The sequence below is a fragment of the Sphaerisporangium perillae genome (assembly GCF_023276435.1).
Classification (GTDB): domain Bacteria; phylum Actinomycetota; class Actinomycetes; order Streptosporangiales; family Streptosporangiaceae; genus Sphaerisporangium; species Sphaerisporangium perillae.
In genome coordinates this window covers 186,802-204,370 of the sequence record NZ_JALLPO010000011.1, presented here as the reverse complement: position 1 = coordinate 204,370, position 17,569 = coordinate 186,802, and the positions used below count along the sequence as shown (strand labels likewise).

Genomic DNA, 17,569 nt, shown 5'->3' with positions numbered 1-17,569 from the left:
GCCTTGGGAGAGTCAACGCCGCGGCGGCGCCGCAGGGAGACCGCCCATGCTCACCTCCGACGGTGACCGCCGGCTCACCGGCTCCGAGCACCACCCCCTCATCCTCGGCTTCCAGGACATCACGGCCGGCATGCTGCCACTGGTCGGCGGCAAGGCGGCCAATCTCGGAGTCCTCACCCAAGCCGGCCTGCCCGTGCCCGAGGGCTTCTGCCTGACGACCGAGGCCTACCGCCGCGTCGCCGAGAGCGCGGGCCTCACGGACGTGCTCGACGCCCTGGCGCACACCGCCCCCGGCGACACCGCCGCCCTGGCCGAACTCGCCGGCCGCGCCCGGGCCCTCGTCCTCGCCGCCCCGGTGCCGGAGGACATCGCGCGAGCCGTACAGGAGCGCGCGGAGGGCCCGGTCGCGGTCCGGTCGTCGGCCACCGCCGAGGACCTGCCCGACGCGAGCTTCGCCGGCCAGCAGGACACCTATTTGAACGTGGTCGGCGCGGACCCGGTGCTCGACGCCGTGCACCGGTGCTGGGCCTCGCTGTGGACCGACCGCGCCGTCGCCTACCGCGCCGCGAACGGCATCGACCACGGCGCCGTCCACCTGGCCGTCGTGATCCAGCGGATGGTGCAGGCCGAGGTCGCCGGGGTGATGTTCACCGCCAACCCGGTCACCGGCCGCCGCCACGAGGTGGTGATCGACGCCAGTCCCGGGCTCGGCGAGGCCGTGGTCTCCGGCGCGGTCAACCCCGACCACTTCGTGGTGAGCCCATCCAAGAAGATCACCAAACGCATTCTCGGCGACAAGCTGACCGTCGTCCGCTCCATCCCGGGCGGCGGCACCGAGCAGGTGCGGCAGGAGGCGCAGGAAGGGGCGTGCCTGACCGACCGGCAGGTCATCGCGCTGGCGAAGCTGGGTGCGCGGGTCGAGGCGCACTACGGCTCTCCGCAGGACACCGAGTGGGCTATCGACTCCTCCGGCACGCTGTGGCTCACCCAGGCGCGGCCCATCACCACCCTCTATCCGCTCCCCGAGGGCGCGGACGGCCTGCGGGTGTACTTCTGCTTCAGCCTGGCCCAGGGCCTGCACCGGCCGATCACCCCGATGGGCTTCTCGGCGTTCCGCGCGCTGGCCGGCTCGGTGGCCGCCCTCGCCGCCCTGCCCACCGGTAACTGGCCCGGCGGCACCGTCCCGATCAGCGACCCCGGCATGCGCATCTTCGGCGACATGACCGGCCTCGTGCGCAGCCGGGTGGGACGCGCCATCGTCCCCCGGGTGCTGGACGTCATGGAGGCGCGGTCGGCGGTCGTGCTGCGCGGCCTGTTCGATGACCCGCGGCTGAGCCTCACCCAGCGGTCCCTTCTGCCGGCCCTGCGCCGGATCCTGCGGATCGCGGTCAGGTACCGCGTTCCGGCGCGGATGGTCCAGGCGCTCTGGAGGCCGGAGACCTCCCACCGGCGGATCTCCTGGGGCCTCGACCGGCTGCGCGACCGGCTCGCGCTGCCCGGCGACCCGACTCCCCTACAGCGGCTGGACCACGTCGAGCGCTGCCTGGGCTCCCAGGTCGTCCCGTTGATCCCGAACATCGTCCCGGGACCGTTCGCCGGATTCCTGATGCTCGGTCTGGCCGCCCGTCTCCTGCGGGGCCGGTCCAAGCCGGGCGAGCTGCCGACCATACTGCGCGGCCTGCCGCACAACGTCACCACGGAGATGGACCTCGCCCTGTGGAGCGCCGCGACGCGCATCCGCGCGGACGAGGCCGCGGCCCGCGCCCTGAGCGGTCCCACGCTCCCCCAGGGGGACCTGCCGCCGGTGCTGCGCGAGGAACTGGCCGGTTTCCTCGACCGCTACGGCCACCGGGCGGTCGCCGAGATCGACCTCGGCATGCCGCGCTGGTCGGACGACCCCTCCCACGTGCTCGGCGTGCTCGCCAACTACCTGCGGCTGGACGATCCGGCCCTCGCGCCGCACGCGCAGTTCGCCCGGGGCGCGCGCGAGGCGGAGGAGATGATCGGCACGCTGGCCCGCCGCGTCGGCGGCCTGCGGGGACGGATCGTCCGGTTCGCCCTGGGACGCACCCGGCAGCTGGCGGGCGCCCGGGAGATGCCCAAGTACTACTTCATTGTGGCCCTCGGCGAGATGCGCCGGCACCTCGCGGCCGTCGGCCGGGAACTGGCCGGCCGCGGGCTGCTCGACCAGGCCGGCGACGTGTTCATGCTGAGCATCGCGGAGGCGCGGGCCGCGCTCGGCGGCGCCGACCAGCGCGACCTCGTCGAGCGGCGGCGTGCCACCTACGAGCGGGAGCTGCGGCGCAGGCACATCCCCAGGGTGCTGCTCTCCGACGGCACCGAGCCAGAGGCCGTGTCGGCCGCGCCGCCCGTCGAGGGGGCTCTGACCGGCACCCCCGCGTCGCCCGGCACCGTCACCGGGAAGGCGCGCGTCATCCTGGACCCGGTCGGCGCGCACCTGTCGCCTGGCGAGATCCTCGTCGCCCCCTCCACCGATCCTGGCTGGACGCCACTGTTCCTCACCGCGGGAGGCCTGGTCATGGAGATGGGCGGGGCGAACTCCCACGGCGCGGTGGTGGCCCGCGAGTACGGCATCCCGGCCGTCGTCGGCGTCCCGGACGCGACCACGCGCGTCAGCACCGGAGACGAGATCACCGTCGAGGGCACCACCGGCGCCGTCATTCTCGCCACCCCGCCCGCCTCCGGGCAGGGCTAGGAGACGAGGGCCTTGAGCAGCTTGCGCGTGCGGGCCGCTTCCTGGCCGGAGGAGAAGGTGGCGGCGGCGAAGTCGGTCACGCCGATCTTGGCCAGGCCCTGGATCTGGGCGGCGACCTCGTCCTCGCCGCCCACGATCGCGACGTCCGCGGGGCCCTGCGCGCCCTCACGGTCGAGCATCGCGCGGTAGGACGGCAGCTGCCCGTAGATGGCGAAGACCTCGGCCGCGCGTGCCTTGGCCGCGTCCTTGTCGTCGGTGACGGCCACCGGAAGCGCGCACACCACTCGCGGATCGGGACGTCCCGCGGCCCGCGCGGCCTCGGTGATGGACGGGACGACATGCTCGGCGATGGTCTTGGGCCCGGTCATCCACAGCACCGTGCCGTCCGCCCTCTCTCCCGCCAGGCGCAGCATCCGGGGCGCGAGCGCGGCGATCACCACGGGCACGTCGCCGACGCGCGGGGTGTTGAGGGCGATGTGCGCCTTGACGGTCTCGCCTTCGAAGTCCGCCCGCTCGCCGTGCAGCAGGGGAAGCAGCACCGAGAGGTACTCGCGCATGTGCCGGGCCGGCTTGCCGAAGTCGTACCCGTACATCTGCTCGATGACTACCTGGTGGGACAGGCCGATGCCCAGCGTGAGCCGTCCGCCGAGAGCCGTGCTGGTGGTGAGGGCCTGCTGGGCGAGGACGGCCGGGTGCCGGGGGTAGGTCGGCACGACGGCGGTGCCGAGCTCGATGCCGGGAACCCGGCTGCCGGCGACCGCGAGGGCGGTCAGCGCGTCGAGTCCGAAGATGTTGGAGACCCAGGCCGAGGCGAAGCCGTCACCGGCCGCGCCGGCGATCTTCTCCTCCAGCTTGGCGATCGCGTCCGGCCCCGAGGGCTCGTTCAGATACAGCCCGATGCGCATCGTCCACCACTCCGTACCGAATGTAGTTCTAGTCCTGTGCGGCCATCGTACGCGTCCCGGTCGTTCACCGGAGGGTAGAGGCGATCACCTGCGGTCTTCCCGCTCCGAGGAAGAAGATGCCCGGGTAGCCGCGCGTCTCGAACCCGGCGCTGACGTTGCGCCGGAGTGTCGAGTGCTCGATGCGGAGGGTGCCGGTGCGGTCGTTGCTGACGAAGAAGACCGCTCCGCCGCCCTCCCGCGCGTGGTTGTTCTCGATGACCGAACCGGCGACGCGCACGGTGAACCTGTTCCCGTCGGTGTAGATCGCGCCTCCGCTGCCGCCACCCGGCGTTCGGCCGCGTGCCGGGTTGGCGCCCCGTCCGATCGCCTTGTTGTGGGTCATGACGCTGTTGAGCACCACCCAGGACACCCCGATGCCGCTCAGCGCGCCGCCGTTGGAGCACGCGCCGCCCAGCCCGGGAGCTCCCCCGAACGTGCTGCCGACGACATAGACCGGCAGGTCGCGTGACTGGTCCAGCACCCGGATGGCCGCGCCTCCGACATCCGGGCCGGTGGGGTCGCACCTGTTGCGGACGAAACGGGAGTTGACCACCTTGATCCGCCCGCCACGGGCGAAGATCGCGCCGCCGCCTCCGCCGTCGGCCCGCTGCCCCGTGGCGTTGCCGTCGGCGAAGGTGAGGTTCTGCACGGTCAGCTCGGGCCTGGCCTGGTCGTCGCAGTGGGACGTGGTCCATCCCTGGGCCTTGTCGCAGGTGTTCATATAGAGGATGCGCCGCTTGCCGCCGCCGCTCAACGTGACCTTGCCGCCGCCGTCCAGCACGACCCGCGCGCTGCGGTTGACGACCTTGGCGGTCTCCTTCATCGTGATGGTCACCGGACGCGGCCCGCAGGAGAAGGTGATCACGCCGCCCGCGGCGACCGCCGCCACCACGGCCCGCGATGTGCAGCTCGCCGGCGTGCCGTCGCCGATGACCCGCGTCGGGCGGGAGGTGTCGACCGCCCGCGCCTCGACCGGCACGAACGCGCGGCCGTTCGGATTGCCCGGGTTGCCCGCCGCTCCCCACGCGGGGGTACCGATGACCGACACCAGCGAGACGGCGAGAACCACACCACGCGTGAGCAGCACGGCCCGATGCTACTGCGACACCGGACGACACATCGTCACCTTTGTTTACATGTCACCAGGTAACCGTCATGCCGTACGTCGCCGGTGATCGGTAGAGTGACCGGGATGCGAAGTCTCGGCGTGTGGGGTCTGGTGCTCGCCCTGGCGTGCGGGTGTGCCGCCGAGCCGGGCTTCGAAGAGACCGCAGGGCTGCTGAAGCAGGACGGCGACGTCCTTGGACGGCTCGGCCTGGCGGGCAAGAACATCGCCGTCACCGACGACCGCTCCGGTTGCGCCGAGGGCACCAGGCGCGGCCTGTACACCATCACGGGCGACTTCCCGCAGGGCGCCGACCCGGCCCAGGCGGCGGCCGCCTTCACCAGCACCCTGGCCATGGAGCTGCACACCATGGGCTACCAGGACTCCGAGGGACCCCACGCGCAGTTCGGCGTGAACGTCAGCGTGTTGCGCAAGGAGTCCCTCGGCATCGTCTTCACGGTCACCGTCCGCGACCGGCGGCCCAACGTGGAGATCTCCGGAAGCACCGGTTGCCTGGCCGGATGACGCGGCCCGCCCCTGCCGCCGAGCAGGAGTTCCCCGCCGAGAGCGTCGGATCGGCGCGACCGCGTCTCTGACGCCGGCCAGAGCACCTCGGTGACGTAGCGGCGGATCAGGGTGGCGAGCACCTCGTGGCCGTCCGCGGCCCAGACGTCCGCGTTGAAGATCTCCACCTCGATCGGTCCCGCGTCGCCCCTCGCTAGTCGGCGGGGGCGCCCGCGCCGAGCAGCTCAGACGCCCGCGGGCGCGAATCCGGTTTGCGCGTTCCGAGATCGGCGGTATGGTTGGTCCTACCGACGCGGGGTGGAGCAGCTCGGTAGCTCGCTGGGCTCATAACCCAGAGGTCGCAGGTTCAAATCCTGCCCCCGCTACCAAGGAAGGCCCTGATCACCGGATACCCGGAGATCAGGGCCTTCGTCGTTCGTCGCCGCCCGGCGGTCATGACCGACCGGGACCGCCCCCTTCTCCTGACGCTCGCCGGGTCCGGGCCTGAGCCTCCTCGGGATCAGTGGCAGCGCAGATCCCAGCCGGCGTCGTCCGAGGCGAAGTACTCGATGATGACCTGCCCGGGCCGCGTCCGGGCCGGACGGTGGTCTCAGTGGACGGAGCTGTCACGGCGTGCGGCCCTCCGGTCAAGATCAGGTCACCGGGTACCCATCCTTGATCCTGCCGGGGTTCCCGGCAAGGTCGCTCCTCCAGGGACATCGAGCGGTCCTGGCCGCGCGCCTAGGGCCGGGCGTGCGAGGCCGTGGTGGCCCGGCGGTGGCGGGGAGGCACCGGGACTCGGGTGAGGTCCTCGGCGACGGTGATGTCGCCCGCGAAGTGGCGGGCCGCCTGGGCGCCGAAGGCGGCGGGGTCGGTGTAGCGCTGGGAGAAGTGGGTGAGGACCAGGCGGCGGACCCCGCACTCGTGGGCCACCCGCCCGGCCTCCCCGGCCGTCAGGTGGCCGAAGTCGCGGGCGAGCCGGGCGTCCTCGTCCAGGAAGGTCGACTCGATCACCAGCAGGTCGGCGCCGTCGGCCAGGGTGAAGACGCCGTCGCAGAGCCGGGTGTCCATGACGAAGGCGAACCGCTGGCCGCGCCGGGGCTCGCTGACCTCCTCCAGCGTGACCGTGCGCCCGCCGGCCCGGATGACGCCCTCGCGCTGGAGTTCGCCGACGCGCGGGCCGGTGACGCCGAGATCGCGGAGCCGGTCGGGGAGCATCCGCCGCCCGTCCGGCTCGCACAGCCGGTACCCGTAGGCGGGGACGGGATGGTCCAGCGGGTGGGCCTCGATGCGGCCGAAACGGCCCTCGGCGATCACCCCGGCCGCGCCCACCGGCTGGGCGATCACGGTGGCCGTCTCGTGGTAGGAGCTGGCGTGGCGCAGCCGGGCGAAGTACTCGGCGCCGGAGGCCGGGAAGTGCGCGTACACCGGGTGTGGCACCCGGTCCAGGGAGATCCGCTGGATCACGCCGGGCACGCCGAGGCAGTGGTCGCCGTGGAAGTGGGTGATCAGGATGCGGTTCACGTCGGTGGCCGCGACCCCGGCCATGATCATCTGCCGCTGGGTGCCCTCCCCCGGGTCGAACAGCAGGCCCACGCCGTCCCAGCGCAGCAGGTACCCGTTGTGGTTGCGACGCCGGGTCGGCGTCTGGCTGCCGGTGCCGAGGACGACGAGCTCACGCGATGACACCTGCGCCACGATAGGCCAGCGGGCGGGCGACCGCCCGTACCGGGGGCGCGCGATCCGCACGACGATGCCGGGGAGCGCGCGACCGCCCCTGCCGGGGCCTGGAGGAGCCCGCGCGACCCGCCGTGACCCGGCCACGTCCCCCGGCCGGACGGGTCAGTCCACCCACCGGCCGAGCCAGTCGACGACGGCGTCCATGAAGGCGATCTTGTTGGCCTTCCTGAGCGTCTCGTGGCCCTCGTCCTGGAAGAGCAGATAGCGGCAGGGGATGCCGCGCGCCCTGGCGGCGGCCACGACCTGCTCGGCCTCGTAGACCGGGACGTTGGTGTCCTGCGCCCCGTGGACGACGAGCAGCGGCGCGGCCAGCCGGTCGAAGGAGTGCAGGGGCGACAGTGCCCGCAGCAGCTCGCGGTCGGCCACCGGATCGCCGTACTCGGTGACGGCCGCCGCGGCGATCCACGGCTCGGTGCGGGCGTAGAAGGTGGCGAAGTCCGCCATGCCGCACACGTCGACCCCGGCGCGGAACAGCTCCGGGTAGGTCACCAGCGCCGCGAGGGTGAGGTAGCCCCCGTACGAGCGGCCCATGCACGCCACCCTGGCCGGGTCGGCGACCCCGGTCCGCACGACATGCTCGACACAGTCGGCCACGTCGTCGATGGCGTGGAAGCGCAGCGCGTGGTTGTCGGCGTCGAGGAACGCGCGCCCGAAGCCCGAGGAGCCGCGCACGTTGGCCGCGAGCACGCTGACGCCCGTGCCCAGCAGCCGCTGGAAGAGCGGGTTGAACGTCGGCCGTTCCTGGCTCTCGGGCCCACCGTGCAGGTAGATGACGCACGGCCCGGGGGACGGCCGGGCGCGGTAGAGCCAGCCGGTCAGCTCCAGGCCGTCCCTGGCGGGGAAGTGGACCAGTTCGGCCTCGATGGGGTCCGGCAAGGGAACGTCACCGGCCACCCAGTAGTAGACGCCGGTCGCCAGCTCGCACAGCAGCACCTGCGAGGGCGTGTCCGGCGCCTCGCCCGCCATGGCGGCGAGCGAGCCGTCGAGGGACAGCCGCGCGGAGGTGACCACGTCGACCGGCGGCGGCGGGAGCGGCCGCGTGCTCCCCTCGATCAGGTCGGCCACCTCCAGCTCCGAGCGCCCGGCGACGTTCCAGACCAGCAGGGCGACGCTGCCGTCCATGCTGACGGAGAACCGGTCGAGCTCGGCGTCGTGCCGTTCGGCGATGACCTGGGGAGCCCCGCCCACCGGCATGGCGACCAGCGCCATGCGGTCGCGCCCGGCGTTGGAGCGGATGTAGGCGACCTCGCCGTCCGGCGACAGCGCGCCGAGGTCGGTCGTCGGCGGCAGCAGCGGCCGCTCGTCACCGAAGGGCAGGTCCGCGACCGACATCTCGCGCATCCCGCGCGGCCCGTGGCGCAGCAGCGCGCGCTTGTGGTCCCGGCTCACCGCGGTCGGCCACATCAGCGGGCCGGTGGCGATGGTGTCGCGGTGGCCGAGGGCCGCGTCGATGAGCACGGCCTCCGTCGAGCCGGACGGGAACAGCTCGGCGACGAGCAGCGTCGAACCCTGCCCGGTCCAGCGGACGAACACGGCGGACCCCTTGGCCGGGGTCTCGGTCGGTCCGGCGAGCAGGCGGCGGTCGGTGCCGTCGGGGCGCACCGCCCACACCTGGGTGTGCTCGCCGCCGCCCGGCGACACCGTGACGGCCAGCCACTCCCCGTCGGGCGACCAGAGCACGTCACCGACGGGCTCGGGGCCGGTGTCGATCACATGCGCCTCCTGCGGGCCCCCGGTCAGGGGCTGGACCCAGAGGCGGGGGGAGCCGTCGCGGTCGCTGACGAACGCGACGGCCATGTTGTCGGGCGAAAGCGCGGGGGACCTACAGGTCCATGAGATGTCGACGGTCAGACTCCTTGTGCTTGCAGCCACAACTCCAGGAGTCCAAGCTGCCACAGTGCGTTGGCTCCCAGGGTCGTCCTGTGGTCGTCCGGCGAGGCGAGCAGCTTGTCCACCATGGCGGGACGGAACAGGCCGCGCTCGCGCGCCGCCTGCCCGGTGAGGGCGTCGCGGACCAGTTCCAGGAACGGCCCGTGGATGTGGCGGATGGCGGGGACCGGGAAGTAGCCCTTCGGGCGGTCGATGACCTCGTCCGGGACGAGCCCGCGGGCGGCTTCCTTGAGCACGCCCTTGCCGCCGGAAGCCAGTTTGAGCTCGGGCGGGCAGGTGGCGGCCAGTTCCACCAGCTCGTGGTCCAGGAACGGGGTGCGGGCCTCCAGCCCGAAGGCCATCGTCATGTTGTCGACCCGCTTGACCGGGTCGTCGACGAGCATGACTCCGGTGTCCAGGCGCAGCACGGCGTCCAGCGCGGTGTCGGCGCCGGGCATGGCGAGGTGGCGGCGGACGAACTCCGTGCTGACGTCCTCCCCGATCAGGTAGTCCCGGGTGAGGATCTCGGCCAGCCCCTCGTGCGGGCGGTCGAAGAAGACCTTCGCGTACACCTCGGCGGCGCCGTCGCGCGGCACGCCGTCCAGCGGCGGGTACCAGTCGTAGCCGGCGAAGACCTCGTCGGCGCCCTGCCCCGACTGCACGACCTTGACGTGGCGGGACACCTCCTCGGCGAGCAGGTGGAAGGCGACGCAGTCGTGGCTGACCATCGGCTCGCTCATCGCCGCGACCGCCTTCTCAAGGGACGGCAGGAGCCGCAGGTCGTCGACCATGATGCGGTGGTGGTCGGTGCCGAAGCGCCGGGCGACCAGGTCGGAGTAGGCGAACTCGTCGCCGGACTCCCCGCCCGCCGCGTGGAACCCGACGCTGAACGTCGCCAGGTCCCGCTGCCCCTCCTCGGCCAGCAGCGCGACGATCAGGCTGGAGTCCAGGCCGCCGGACAGCAGCACGCCGACCGGCACGTCGGCGACCATGCGCCGCCGTACGGCGACCCGGACGGCTGAAAGGACGGCCTCGCGCCATTCGCCGGGGCCCATCTCGTCGCGGCCGGCCTGCAGCACGTCGAGCTGTACCGTGCCCGTGCCCGGGGCGCCGTCCCGCGGCGGGCGGGTGAACGGCGGGTTCCAGTAGTGCTCGTCGTGGGTGGTGCCGTCGGGCTCGATGGTGCGGACCGTGGCGGGCGGCAGCTTCTCCACGCCGGTCAGGATCGTGCGGGGCGAGGGCACCACCGAGTGGAAGGTCATGTAGTGGTGCAGCGCGATCCGGTCGATGTCGGTGCGCACTCCACCGCCGGCGAGCAGCGCGGGAAGCGTGGAGGCGAAGCGGAGCCGGGCCGCGTCCCTGGTGATGTAGAGCGGCTTGATGCCGAGCCGGTCACGGCCGAGCACGAGCCGGCCGGTGTCCCGCTCGGCGACGGCGAACGCGAACATGCCCTTGAAGCGGTCCACGCAGCGGGGACCCCAGTGGCGGTAGGCCTTGAGCAGCACCTCGGTGTCCGAGGTGGAGAAGAACCGGTAGCCCTCGGCCAGCAGCACCTCGCGCAGCTCGCGGTAGTTGTAGAGGCAGCCGTTGAACACCCCGGCCAGTCCGGCCTCGGCGTCGACCATGGGCTGGGCTCCCCGGTCGGACAGGTCGATGATCCTCAGCCGCCGGTGCCCGAGGGCCACGGGACCGAGCGACCACAGGCCCACGCCGTCGGGCCCCCTGGCCGCCATGGCCGCCGTCATGCGCTCGACGGAGGCGACGTCGGCAGGGCGGCCGCCGAACCGGATCTCACCGCTGAGGCCGCACATCAGCCGGCCTCCCTCATCAGCCAGGTGTCCTTGGCTCCGCCGCCCTGGGAGGAGTTCACGATCATGGTGCCGGGCGGGGCGACGCGGGTGAGCGCCGCCTGCGGGACGACCGGCTGCTTGCCCATGAACACGAATCCGCGCAGGTCGACCGCGTGCGGGCGCATCCGCTCCCCGTCGAAGGTCGGGTGGGTGGACAGGGAGATCGTCTCCTGGGCGACCCACCGCTCGGGCGCGGCGGTGATCTCCGCGCGCACCGTCTCGAGCTCGGCCGCCGAGGCGTCCCTGCCGATGCTGACCCCCTGGCCGCCGTAGCCGTCCACCGGTTTGACCACCAGCTCGGCGAGGCGGTCGAGCACCTGCTCCCGGTCGTCGGCATCGCGGCACAGGTAGGTGGTGACGTTGGCGAGCAGGGGACGTTCTCCTAGGTAGTAGTCGATGAGGCGGGGCACGTAGCGGTACAGGCTCTTGTCATCGGCGACGCCGTTGCCGGGCGCGTTGGCCAGCGTGAGCGTGCCGCGCTCGACCGAGTCGAGGAGGGCCGTGCCGGCCGGGCCGCCGAGCAGCTCGTCCTCGTCGATCCTGCGGTACAGCACGTCCACCCGCCGGCCCGCGGCGTACACGGCGCCGTCGCGCACCGAGAGGTCGGCGGGCTGGGCGAGGACGGCGCCCATCTCCTCGGCGAGGGCGCGGTGCTCGTAGTAGGCCGCGTCCGTCGGGCCGGAGGTCACCACGCCGATGACGGGGTCGCTCGCCGGGGAGGCCGCGAGCAGCGCCTCCCGGAGCAGGCCGGCGGCGCCCTCGGGGTCCTGGATCGCCGAGCGGTCGAGTTCGGGGATCACGTGGGCGGCCATCCGGCGGTTGCCGACCGCGTAGCCGATGCCGGAGGGCACCCTGAGGTTGTCCTCCAGGACGACCCAGCGCCCGGCGCCGTCGCGGGCGACGTCCAGCCCGGCGACCGAGCATCTGATCGCGCCGCTGTGCACCCGCCAGCCTGCGGCCCGGTAGCCGGGGGACTCGTCGACGATCCAGGAGGGAAGCACCCGGTCCTTGATCACCTCGCGCCGGCCGTACACGTCGCGCAGGAAGGCCTCAAGGGCCCGCACCCGCTGCGGCATCCCTTCCTGGATCTTCGCCCAGTCGTCGGCCGCGATCAGCCTCGGCACGAGGTCCACGGGCATCTTCCGGTCGCCGCCGGTCTGGTCCAGGTCACTCTCCCGGACTTCCGCTTCCGCGCCGTCGAGTGTGAAGGTCATGCCCGACTCCTTCATGTAGGCCTCGCGCACGGCCTCCCGCTTCCGCAGCTCGGCGGAGCCGAGCCGGTCGAGCACCTTGAAGACCGGCTGGTACGGCTCGCGCACGATGCCCTCGATCACGGCCTCGTCCTGCACCGCCTGGTAGTCCTCGAGCAGGTCGGTGGTCAGGCGCGGGAGGGGGCCGCCGAACTCCACCTGCCAGCCGTCGGACCGGGTCGCGGCCACCAGCCGGTCGACCACGTCGGCGAAGGTCCCGCCGCGCTCGATGATCTGCCGCTGGCGGTCAGCCGAGCTTCCCCGGCCGAGCGCGTACTCGGCCAAGGTGGCGACGGCCTCCCAGTCGCCGGTCGCCTCCAGCTGGGGACGCAGGCCGGCGAGCATCCGCCGGATCACCTGGGCGGCGGGCCTCGGCGTGCCGTCCGCCGGGTCGACGAGCGTCCCTTCCAGGCCCGAGCGCGCGGACCGCCAGGTCGCCGCCCGCACCAGCTCCATGGGCATCTCCTGCTGGACGGGCCCGTCGTTCTCGATGGCGTGCAGCTCGCGCATGACCACGGCGCGGAAGACGCCGGCCAGCAGCACGACGTCCTCCACCCGGGGGCAGGCGTCGCACATGCGCATCTCGACCGTGGGCAGGTGCGCCGAGGGGCGGACGTCGAAGTAGATCATCCCCGGGTCGCTGATCACCCCGGACCGTACGAGGTCGGCGACCATCTGGTCGTACTCGGCGGCCGAGGAGAACCGGCGCACCGGCCCCGTGGTAGGCCAGCGCTGCCAGACCAGGGTGCGGGAGCTCGCGTATCCGCTGTCGGCGCCTAACCAGTACGGCGAGCTCGCGCTGAGCGCCAGCAGTGGCGGCAGCCATCGGGCGACGCGGTGCGCGACCTCGACGGCGAGGTCGCGGTTGGCGACGTCCACGTGCACCTGCGCGCCGCAGATCAGCTGTTCACGCGTGAGGAGCTGATAGTCCTCCAGCATCTGCTCGTACCTGGCGTCCGGCGAGATCTTCAGCGCGGCGGGGTCGACCAGTGGCACCGATCCGGCGGCGACGATGCCGAGACCGAGGTCGTCCGCCGCCTCGACGACCGTGCGGCGCAGCGCCGTCAGGTCCTGCCCGAGGTCCTCCAGCCGTACGTAGGGCCGGCTGTTGGACTCGACCACGGAGCGTTGCAGTTCGTGGGTGAACCGGTCCTGTGGCAACCGCTCGAGCAGGGGGGCGGCGCGTGGGACCAGGTGGCGCGTCTCCAGGTCGACTACGTGGAACTCCTCTTCGACGCCTACGGCGGCGGACTCCGCGAGACCCGACATTCCACCATCCTCAATGTGCCCACTAGCCGGGGTTCGTTGGGGAAGCTCCTGCCCATAACGCCGCCAAATGCACGTCACAACAGAACTCTTCGCATGGTGATTTCGCCGCTGATCACGCCGAGCGACCCTTTTGATGCTTAACTTCGGATCTTAACCATTTCTTTACTGCATGCCGTGTCATGAGGTGTCCTCCCGGCGATGTGATTGCTCGGCCTGAAGCCCCCCTCAGGCAGTCGAGAAGGAGTCACACAGGTGATATCTCCACTACGGAGCGCGGCCACAGTGGGCGTGGCCGTGGCGTTCCTGCTGCCGGCCGCGCCCGCCGCCCTCGCGACGGGCGCCGCCGGCGCATCCGGTCCTCTCGTGTCCTGCGCGGCGACGCTGTCCGCGCCCACCCGCGACGCGGCGTTCTCCGAGGCGGCAAAAGCCGCCGGCGTCCCCGAATCCCTGCTGAAGGCCGTCTCCTACATGGAGTCCCGCTGGGACGACCACCAGGGCCGGCCCAGCGGTGACGGCGGCTACGGCGTGTTCGGCCTGAGCGCCGAGACACCCGAGGCGTGGGACGGGTCGGGCAAGGGCCGCACGGCCGAGGCCAGGAGCCAGATCGAGACGGCCGCCGCCCTGGCCGGCCTCTCGGTGGACACCCTCAAGCAGGACCCGAACGCCAACATCTGCGGCGGCGCCGCGCTGCTGGCCTCCTACCACGACGGCGGCGCCGGCCTGGCCGGCTGGCGCGGCGCGGTCGCCCGCTTCGGCGGCGAGAAGGACTTCGTCGAGCAGGTGTACCAGACGCTCAAGAAGGGCGAGACCAGCGTCACCGAGGAAGGCGAGCGGGTGACGCTCGACGCCGACGCGTCGGTCGCGGTGCCGAGCGACAGTACCGCCGCCACCCCGGGCCTCGACTGCCCGGCGGACCTCGGCTGCGAGTCGCTCCCGGCGCCGTACGCCAAGGACAAGCCCACCGAGCCGAACAACACCGTCAACTATGGCAACCACGACATCGCCGACCGGACCGGGCCGGGTGGTCCGAAGCTCCAGTACATCGTCATCCACGACACCGAGGGCTACTACGGGCCGTCGGTGCGGCTCGCGCAGGACCCCACCTACCTCGCGTGGAACTACACGATCCGCTCCTCCGACGGGCACATCGCCCAGCACCTCGAGGCCAAGGACCTGGGCTGGCACGCCGGCAACTGGTACGTGAACATGCACTCGATCGGCATCGAGCACGAGGGCTTCGCCGGCACCGCCACCTGGTTCACCGAGTCGATGTACCAGACCTCCGCCAAGCTCGTGAAGCACCTCTCCGCCAAGTACGGCATCCCGCTGGACCGCGCCCACATCATCGGCCACGACCAGGTGCCCGGAACCGTCCTCGGCAACACCAAGAGCGTGCACTGGGACCCGGGACCGTACTGGGACTGGGAGCACTACTTCGAGCTCCTCGGCGCCCCCATCGGCGGCACGCAGCAGACCACGGCCGACGTGGCGGCGGGTGACGTCGTCGAGGTGCGCACCGGCTACGGCGACAACCCGCAGACCGTCACCGGGTGCGCGGCCGCGTCCCCGAACTCGCCGGACTGCGTCCCGGGCGCCGGCACCAACTTCGTCCCGCTCCACCAGTCGCCGTCCGCCGGCGCGCCGCTGGCCAAGGACCCGGGATGGAAGCCGACCGGCGTGAACGGCACGACATACGCCAGCGACATCAGCGCGCGTGTCACCTCCGGCCAGAAGCTCGTCGTCGCCCAGGTGCAGGGCGACTGGCTCGGCGTGTGGTGGGCCGGCTCCCTGGCCTGGCTGCACAACCCGGCCACCGCGCCGGTGGTCGTGCGCACCACGGCCAAGACGGTCACGGTCAAGTCCACGACGACACCGGCGAACATCTACGGCCGCGCCTACCCCGAGGCCTCCGCGTACGCGGGCACCGGCATCCCCGTGCAGGCGCTCTCGGCGCTGGAGTACAAGATCCCGGTCGGGCAGACCTACGCCGTCAGCGACGACGCCCCGGTCACCGACTACTACCGGGCCGTCAGCTTCGACGGGTCCGCGCCCGGTGACCGCACCGACGTCGTCGGCCAGGACAAGTACTACCAACTGTGGTACGCCCACCGTCAGGTGTTCGTCCGCGCGGCCGAAGTGGACATGCACGCCTCACAGAAGCTGGCGATCGCCAACACCGCGGTCCCGGCCATCAGCAGCGTGGCCAAGGTCGGCGAGGAGCTCACGGCCTCGCCCGGCACGTGGTCGCGGCAGCCGGCCGGCTTCGACTACCAGTGGTACGTCGACGGCGCGGCGGTCGATGGCGCGACCGGGACGACGTACCGGCCGGTTCGCGCCGACCTCGGCAAGAGCGTGACCGTCAAGGTCACCGTGGACGACCCCTACTTCGCCGACGCGTCGGCGACGTCGGAGCCCACCGCGCCGGTCGCCCCGGGGACGATCGCATCCGTCGAGGCACCGGCGGTGACCGGCATCGCGAAGGTCGGCTGGTGGTTGAAGGCGTCGCCCGGCACCTGGGCGCCGGAGCCGGAGTCGGTTTCCTACCAGTGGCTGCGCGACGGTGTCCCGGTTCCCGGTGCCACCGGCACGACCTACCACCTCAAGGGGCACGACCTCGGGGCACGGATCTCGGTCCGTGTGACGGTGTCGGCCACGGCGTACGACGACGCGAGCGGGACGTCGCAGCCCACCGCCGAGGTGGCCCCCGCCCCGCCGTCGGCGGACGACGCCGAGTGACGCAGGACACGGTGACGACCAGCGCGGGATGACCGCATGAGCATCCTCGGGGGACGCGCCGGACCACGGTCCGAAACGTCCCCCGAGGTGTGTCCGATCGCGTCGCGGCGCCCGAGGTGCGTCCGAGCGATCCCCGGCGCCGGCCCGCGTACGGGCCCGGGAGCCTCGGGCCTCACCTCAGGAGTCGAAGCCCAGCCCGAACCGGTCGAGGGTGCGCAGCCAGAGGTTGCGGCGGCCCTGGTGGGCGTCGGCCTGGGCGATCGACCAGCGGGTGAGCTGGATCACGCCCGACCTGATCGGCTCCGGCGGGAAGGGAACGGGCTTCTCGCGGACCATCCTCAGCTCCGTGCGCTCGGTCGGCTCCCCGGAGAGCAGGTCGAGCATCACGTTCGCGCCGAACCGCGTCGCCCCGACGCCGAGCCCGGTGTACCCGACGGCGTACGCCAGCCGTCCCCGGTGGGCCCTGCCGAAGAACGCGCTGAACCGGCTGCAGGTGTCGATCACCCCGCCCCAGCGGTGGGTGAAGCGCACGCCGGCGAGCTGCGGGAACGTCGTGTAGAAGTGCGCGGCGAGCTTGGCGAACGTCGCGTCGCGCTGCTCGTACTCCTGCTTGACCCGGCCGCCGTTGTAGTACACGGCGTCGTACCCGCCCCACAGGATGCGGCCGTCCTCGGTGAGCCGGTAGTAGTGGAACTGGTTGGCCCCGTCCCCGATGCCCTGCCGGTTGCGCCAGCCGACGGACGCGAGCTGGGCCGGGGAGAGCGGCTCGGTCATCAGCGCGTAGTCGTACACCGGCACCAGGAAGTTCTTCAGCCGTCCGAGCAGCGGCGGGAACACCCCCGTCCCGAGGGCGACCTTGTCCGCGCGCACCTTGCCGTGCGGGGTCATCAGCTCGATGGCCGACCCGTCGTCCTTGAGCGAGCGGACCGGGCTGTGCTCGTAGATCCGCACCCCGAGCGACAGGCAGGCCTCGCGCAGGCCCCACGCCAGCCGCGCCGGGTCGATCATCGCGCAGCCGTCGCGGTCCCACTGCCCGCCGACGTAGGTGGGCGAGTTCACCTCGGCGCGCACCTGCTCCTGGTCCAGGAGCCGGTGCTCAATGCCGAGTTCCCGGGCGATGCCGGCCTCCTCGGCCATGCCGTCGAGCTGCCATGGCTCGGTGGCCACGTTCAGCTCCCCGGTGCGCTCGAACGAGCAGCGGATGCCGTACCTGCCGACCGTCCGCTCGATCTCGTCGAGGTTCTCCTTGCCCAGGCGCACGAGCGTGGAGATCTCCTGCGGCCAGCGCGCGAGGCCGTTGCCGAGCCCGTGGGTGAGGCTCGCGACGCAGAAGCCGCCGTTGCGGCCGGAGGCGGCCCAGCCGATGCGCCTGCCCTCGAGCAGGACGACGTCGAGCGAGGGGTCGCGCTCCTTGGCCATGAGGGCGGTCCACAGGCCGGAGAACCCGCCGCCGACCACGGCCAGGCCGGCGGCCGTCTCCTCGAAGAGCCGCCGCAGCGGCTCGGGTTTGTCCGGACTGTCCAACCAGTACGGCCTACGCTCCGCGTCAGCCAGTGCTTTCAGCGGATCCACGAATTTCACGTCCT

Annotated in this window: 10 protein-coding genes and 1 tRNA gene; 4 read left to right on the top strand and 7 right to left on the bottom strand. The window is 72.3% G+C overall.

Annotation, left to right across the window (positions count from 1 at the left end):
* Positions 1 to 46: 46 nt before the first annotated feature.
* Positions 47 to 2,716: a PEP/pyruvate-binding domain-containing protein gene (locus MYF83_RS13415; protein WP_248960608.1), complete on the top strand. Its 2,670-nt coding sequence runs from the start codon at positions 47 to 49 to the stop codon at positions 2,714 to 2,716.
* Here the strand turns inward: MYF83_RS13415 and MYF83_RS13410 are convergent.
* On the bottom strand, positions 2,713 to 3,621 hold the full coding sequence (locus tag MYF83_RS13410) for a TIGR03564 family F420-dependent LLM class oxidoreductase (protein WP_248960607.1): 909 nt from the start codon (positions 3,619 to 3,621) through the stop codon (positions 2,713 to 2,715). The genes MYF83_RS13415 and MYF83_RS13410 overlap by 4 nt on opposite strands.
* Before the next feature lie 64 nt (positions 3,622 to 3,685).
* Entirely contained in the window at positions 3,686 to 4,747 is a 1,062-nt protein-coding gene (locus MYF83_RS13405) for a hypothetical protein (RefSeq protein ID WP_248960606.1), read from the bottom strand.
* A 105-nt stretch (positions 4,748 to 4,852) separates the two neighbouring features.
* Here MYF83_RS13405 and MYF83_RS13400 point away from each other — a divergent pair, with 105 nt between their 5' ends.
* Together MYF83_RS13400 and MYF83_RS13390 are read left to right on the top strand one after the other, a co-directional pair.
* Positions 4,853 to 5,290: a hypothetical protein gene (locus MYF83_RS13400; protein ID WP_248960605.1), complete on the top strand. Its 438-nt coding sequence runs from the start codon at positions 4,853 to 4,855 to the stop codon at positions 5,288 to 5,290.
* A 291-nt stretch (positions 5,291 to 5,581) separates the two neighbouring features.
* Positions 5,582 to 5,658 (top strand) — tRNA-Met (locus MYF83_RS13390).
* A gap of 352 nt (positions 5,659 to 6,010) precedes the next feature.
* Here the strand turns inward: MYF83_RS13390 and MYF83_RS13385 are convergent.
* The 4 genes from MYF83_RS13385 to MYF83_RS13370 all read right to left on the bottom strand — a co-directional run bounded on the left by MYF83_RS13385 (position 6,011) and on the right by MYF83_RS13370 (position 13,247).
* On the bottom strand, positions 6,011 to 6,958 hold the full coding sequence (locus MYF83_RS13385) for a ribonuclease Z (protein WP_248960604.1): 948 nt from the start codon (positions 6,956 to 6,958) through the stop codon (positions 6,011 to 6,013).
* Between the two features lie 153 nt (positions 6,959 to 7,111).
* The gene (locus MYF83_RS13380) at positions 7,112 to 8,722 is read right to left on the bottom strand and encodes a S9 family peptidase (protein ID WP_248960603.1); all 1,611 of its coding nucleotides are present in this window, start codon (positions 8,720 to 8,722) and stop codon (positions 7,112 to 7,114) included.
* Positions 8,723 to 8,856: 134 nt separating this feature from the next.
* Positions 8,857 to 10,689: an N-acetylglutaminylglutamine amidotransferase gene (locus MYF83_RS13375; protein ID WP_248960602.1), complete on the bottom strand. Its 1,833-nt coding sequence runs from the start codon at positions 10,687 to 10,689 to the stop codon at positions 8,857 to 8,859.
* Positions 10,689 to 13,247 carry a carboxylate--amine ligase/circularly permuted type 2 ATP-grasp protein gene (locus tag MYF83_RS13370; RefSeq protein WP_248960601.1) on the bottom strand — a complete coding sequence of 853 codons (2,559 nt, stop codon included), beginning with the start codon at positions 13,245 to 13,247 and terminating at the stop codon, positions 10,689 to 10,691. The genes MYF83_RS13375 and MYF83_RS13370 overlap by 1 nt, the downstream gene beginning before the upstream one ends.
* Before the next feature lie 252 nt (positions 13,248 to 13,499).
* Between MYF83_RS13370 and MYF83_RS13365 the strand changes: the two genes are divergently transcribed.
* Positions 13,500 to 15,983 carry an N-acetylmuramoyl-L-alanine amidase gene (locus MYF83_RS13365; protein ID WP_248960600.1) on the top strand — a complete coding sequence of 828 codons (2,484 nt, stop codon included), beginning with the start codon at positions 13,500 to 13,502 and terminating at the stop codon, positions 15,981 to 15,983.
* A 177-nt stretch (positions 15,984 to 16,160) separates the two neighbouring features.
* Here MYF83_RS13365 and MYF83_RS13360 read toward each other — a convergent pair whose 3' ends face one another.
* Positions 16,161 to 17,555: an NAD(P)/FAD-dependent oxidoreductase gene (locus MYF83_RS13360; RefSeq protein ID WP_248960599.1), complete on the bottom strand. Its 1,395-nt coding sequence runs from the start codon at positions 17,553 to 17,555 to the stop codon at positions 16,161 to 16,163.
* Between the last annotated feature and the right edge of the window lie 14 nt (positions 17,556 to 17,569).

Coding starts and splice junctions, on each gene's coding strand:
- MYF83_RS13415 (WP_248960608.1), top strand. CDS start 47: ATGCTCACCTCCGACGGTGACCGCCGGCTCACCGGCTCCGAGCACCAC.
- MYF83_RS13410 (WP_248960607.1), bottom strand. CDS start 3,621: ATGCGCATCGGGCTGTATCTGAACGAGCCCTCGGGGCCGGACGCGATC.
- MYF83_RS13400 (WP_248960605.1), top strand. CDS start 4,853: ATGCGAAGTCTCGGCGTGTGGGGTCTGGTGCTCGCCCTGGCGTGCGGG.
- MYF83_RS13375 (WP_248960602.1), bottom strand. CDS start 10,689: ATGTGCGGCCTCAGCGGTGAGATCCGGTTCGGCGGCCGCCCTGCCGAC.
- MYF83_RS13370 (WP_248960601.1), bottom strand. CDS start 13,247: ATGTCGGGTCTCGCGGAGTCCGCCGCCGTAGGCGTCGAAGAGGAGTTC.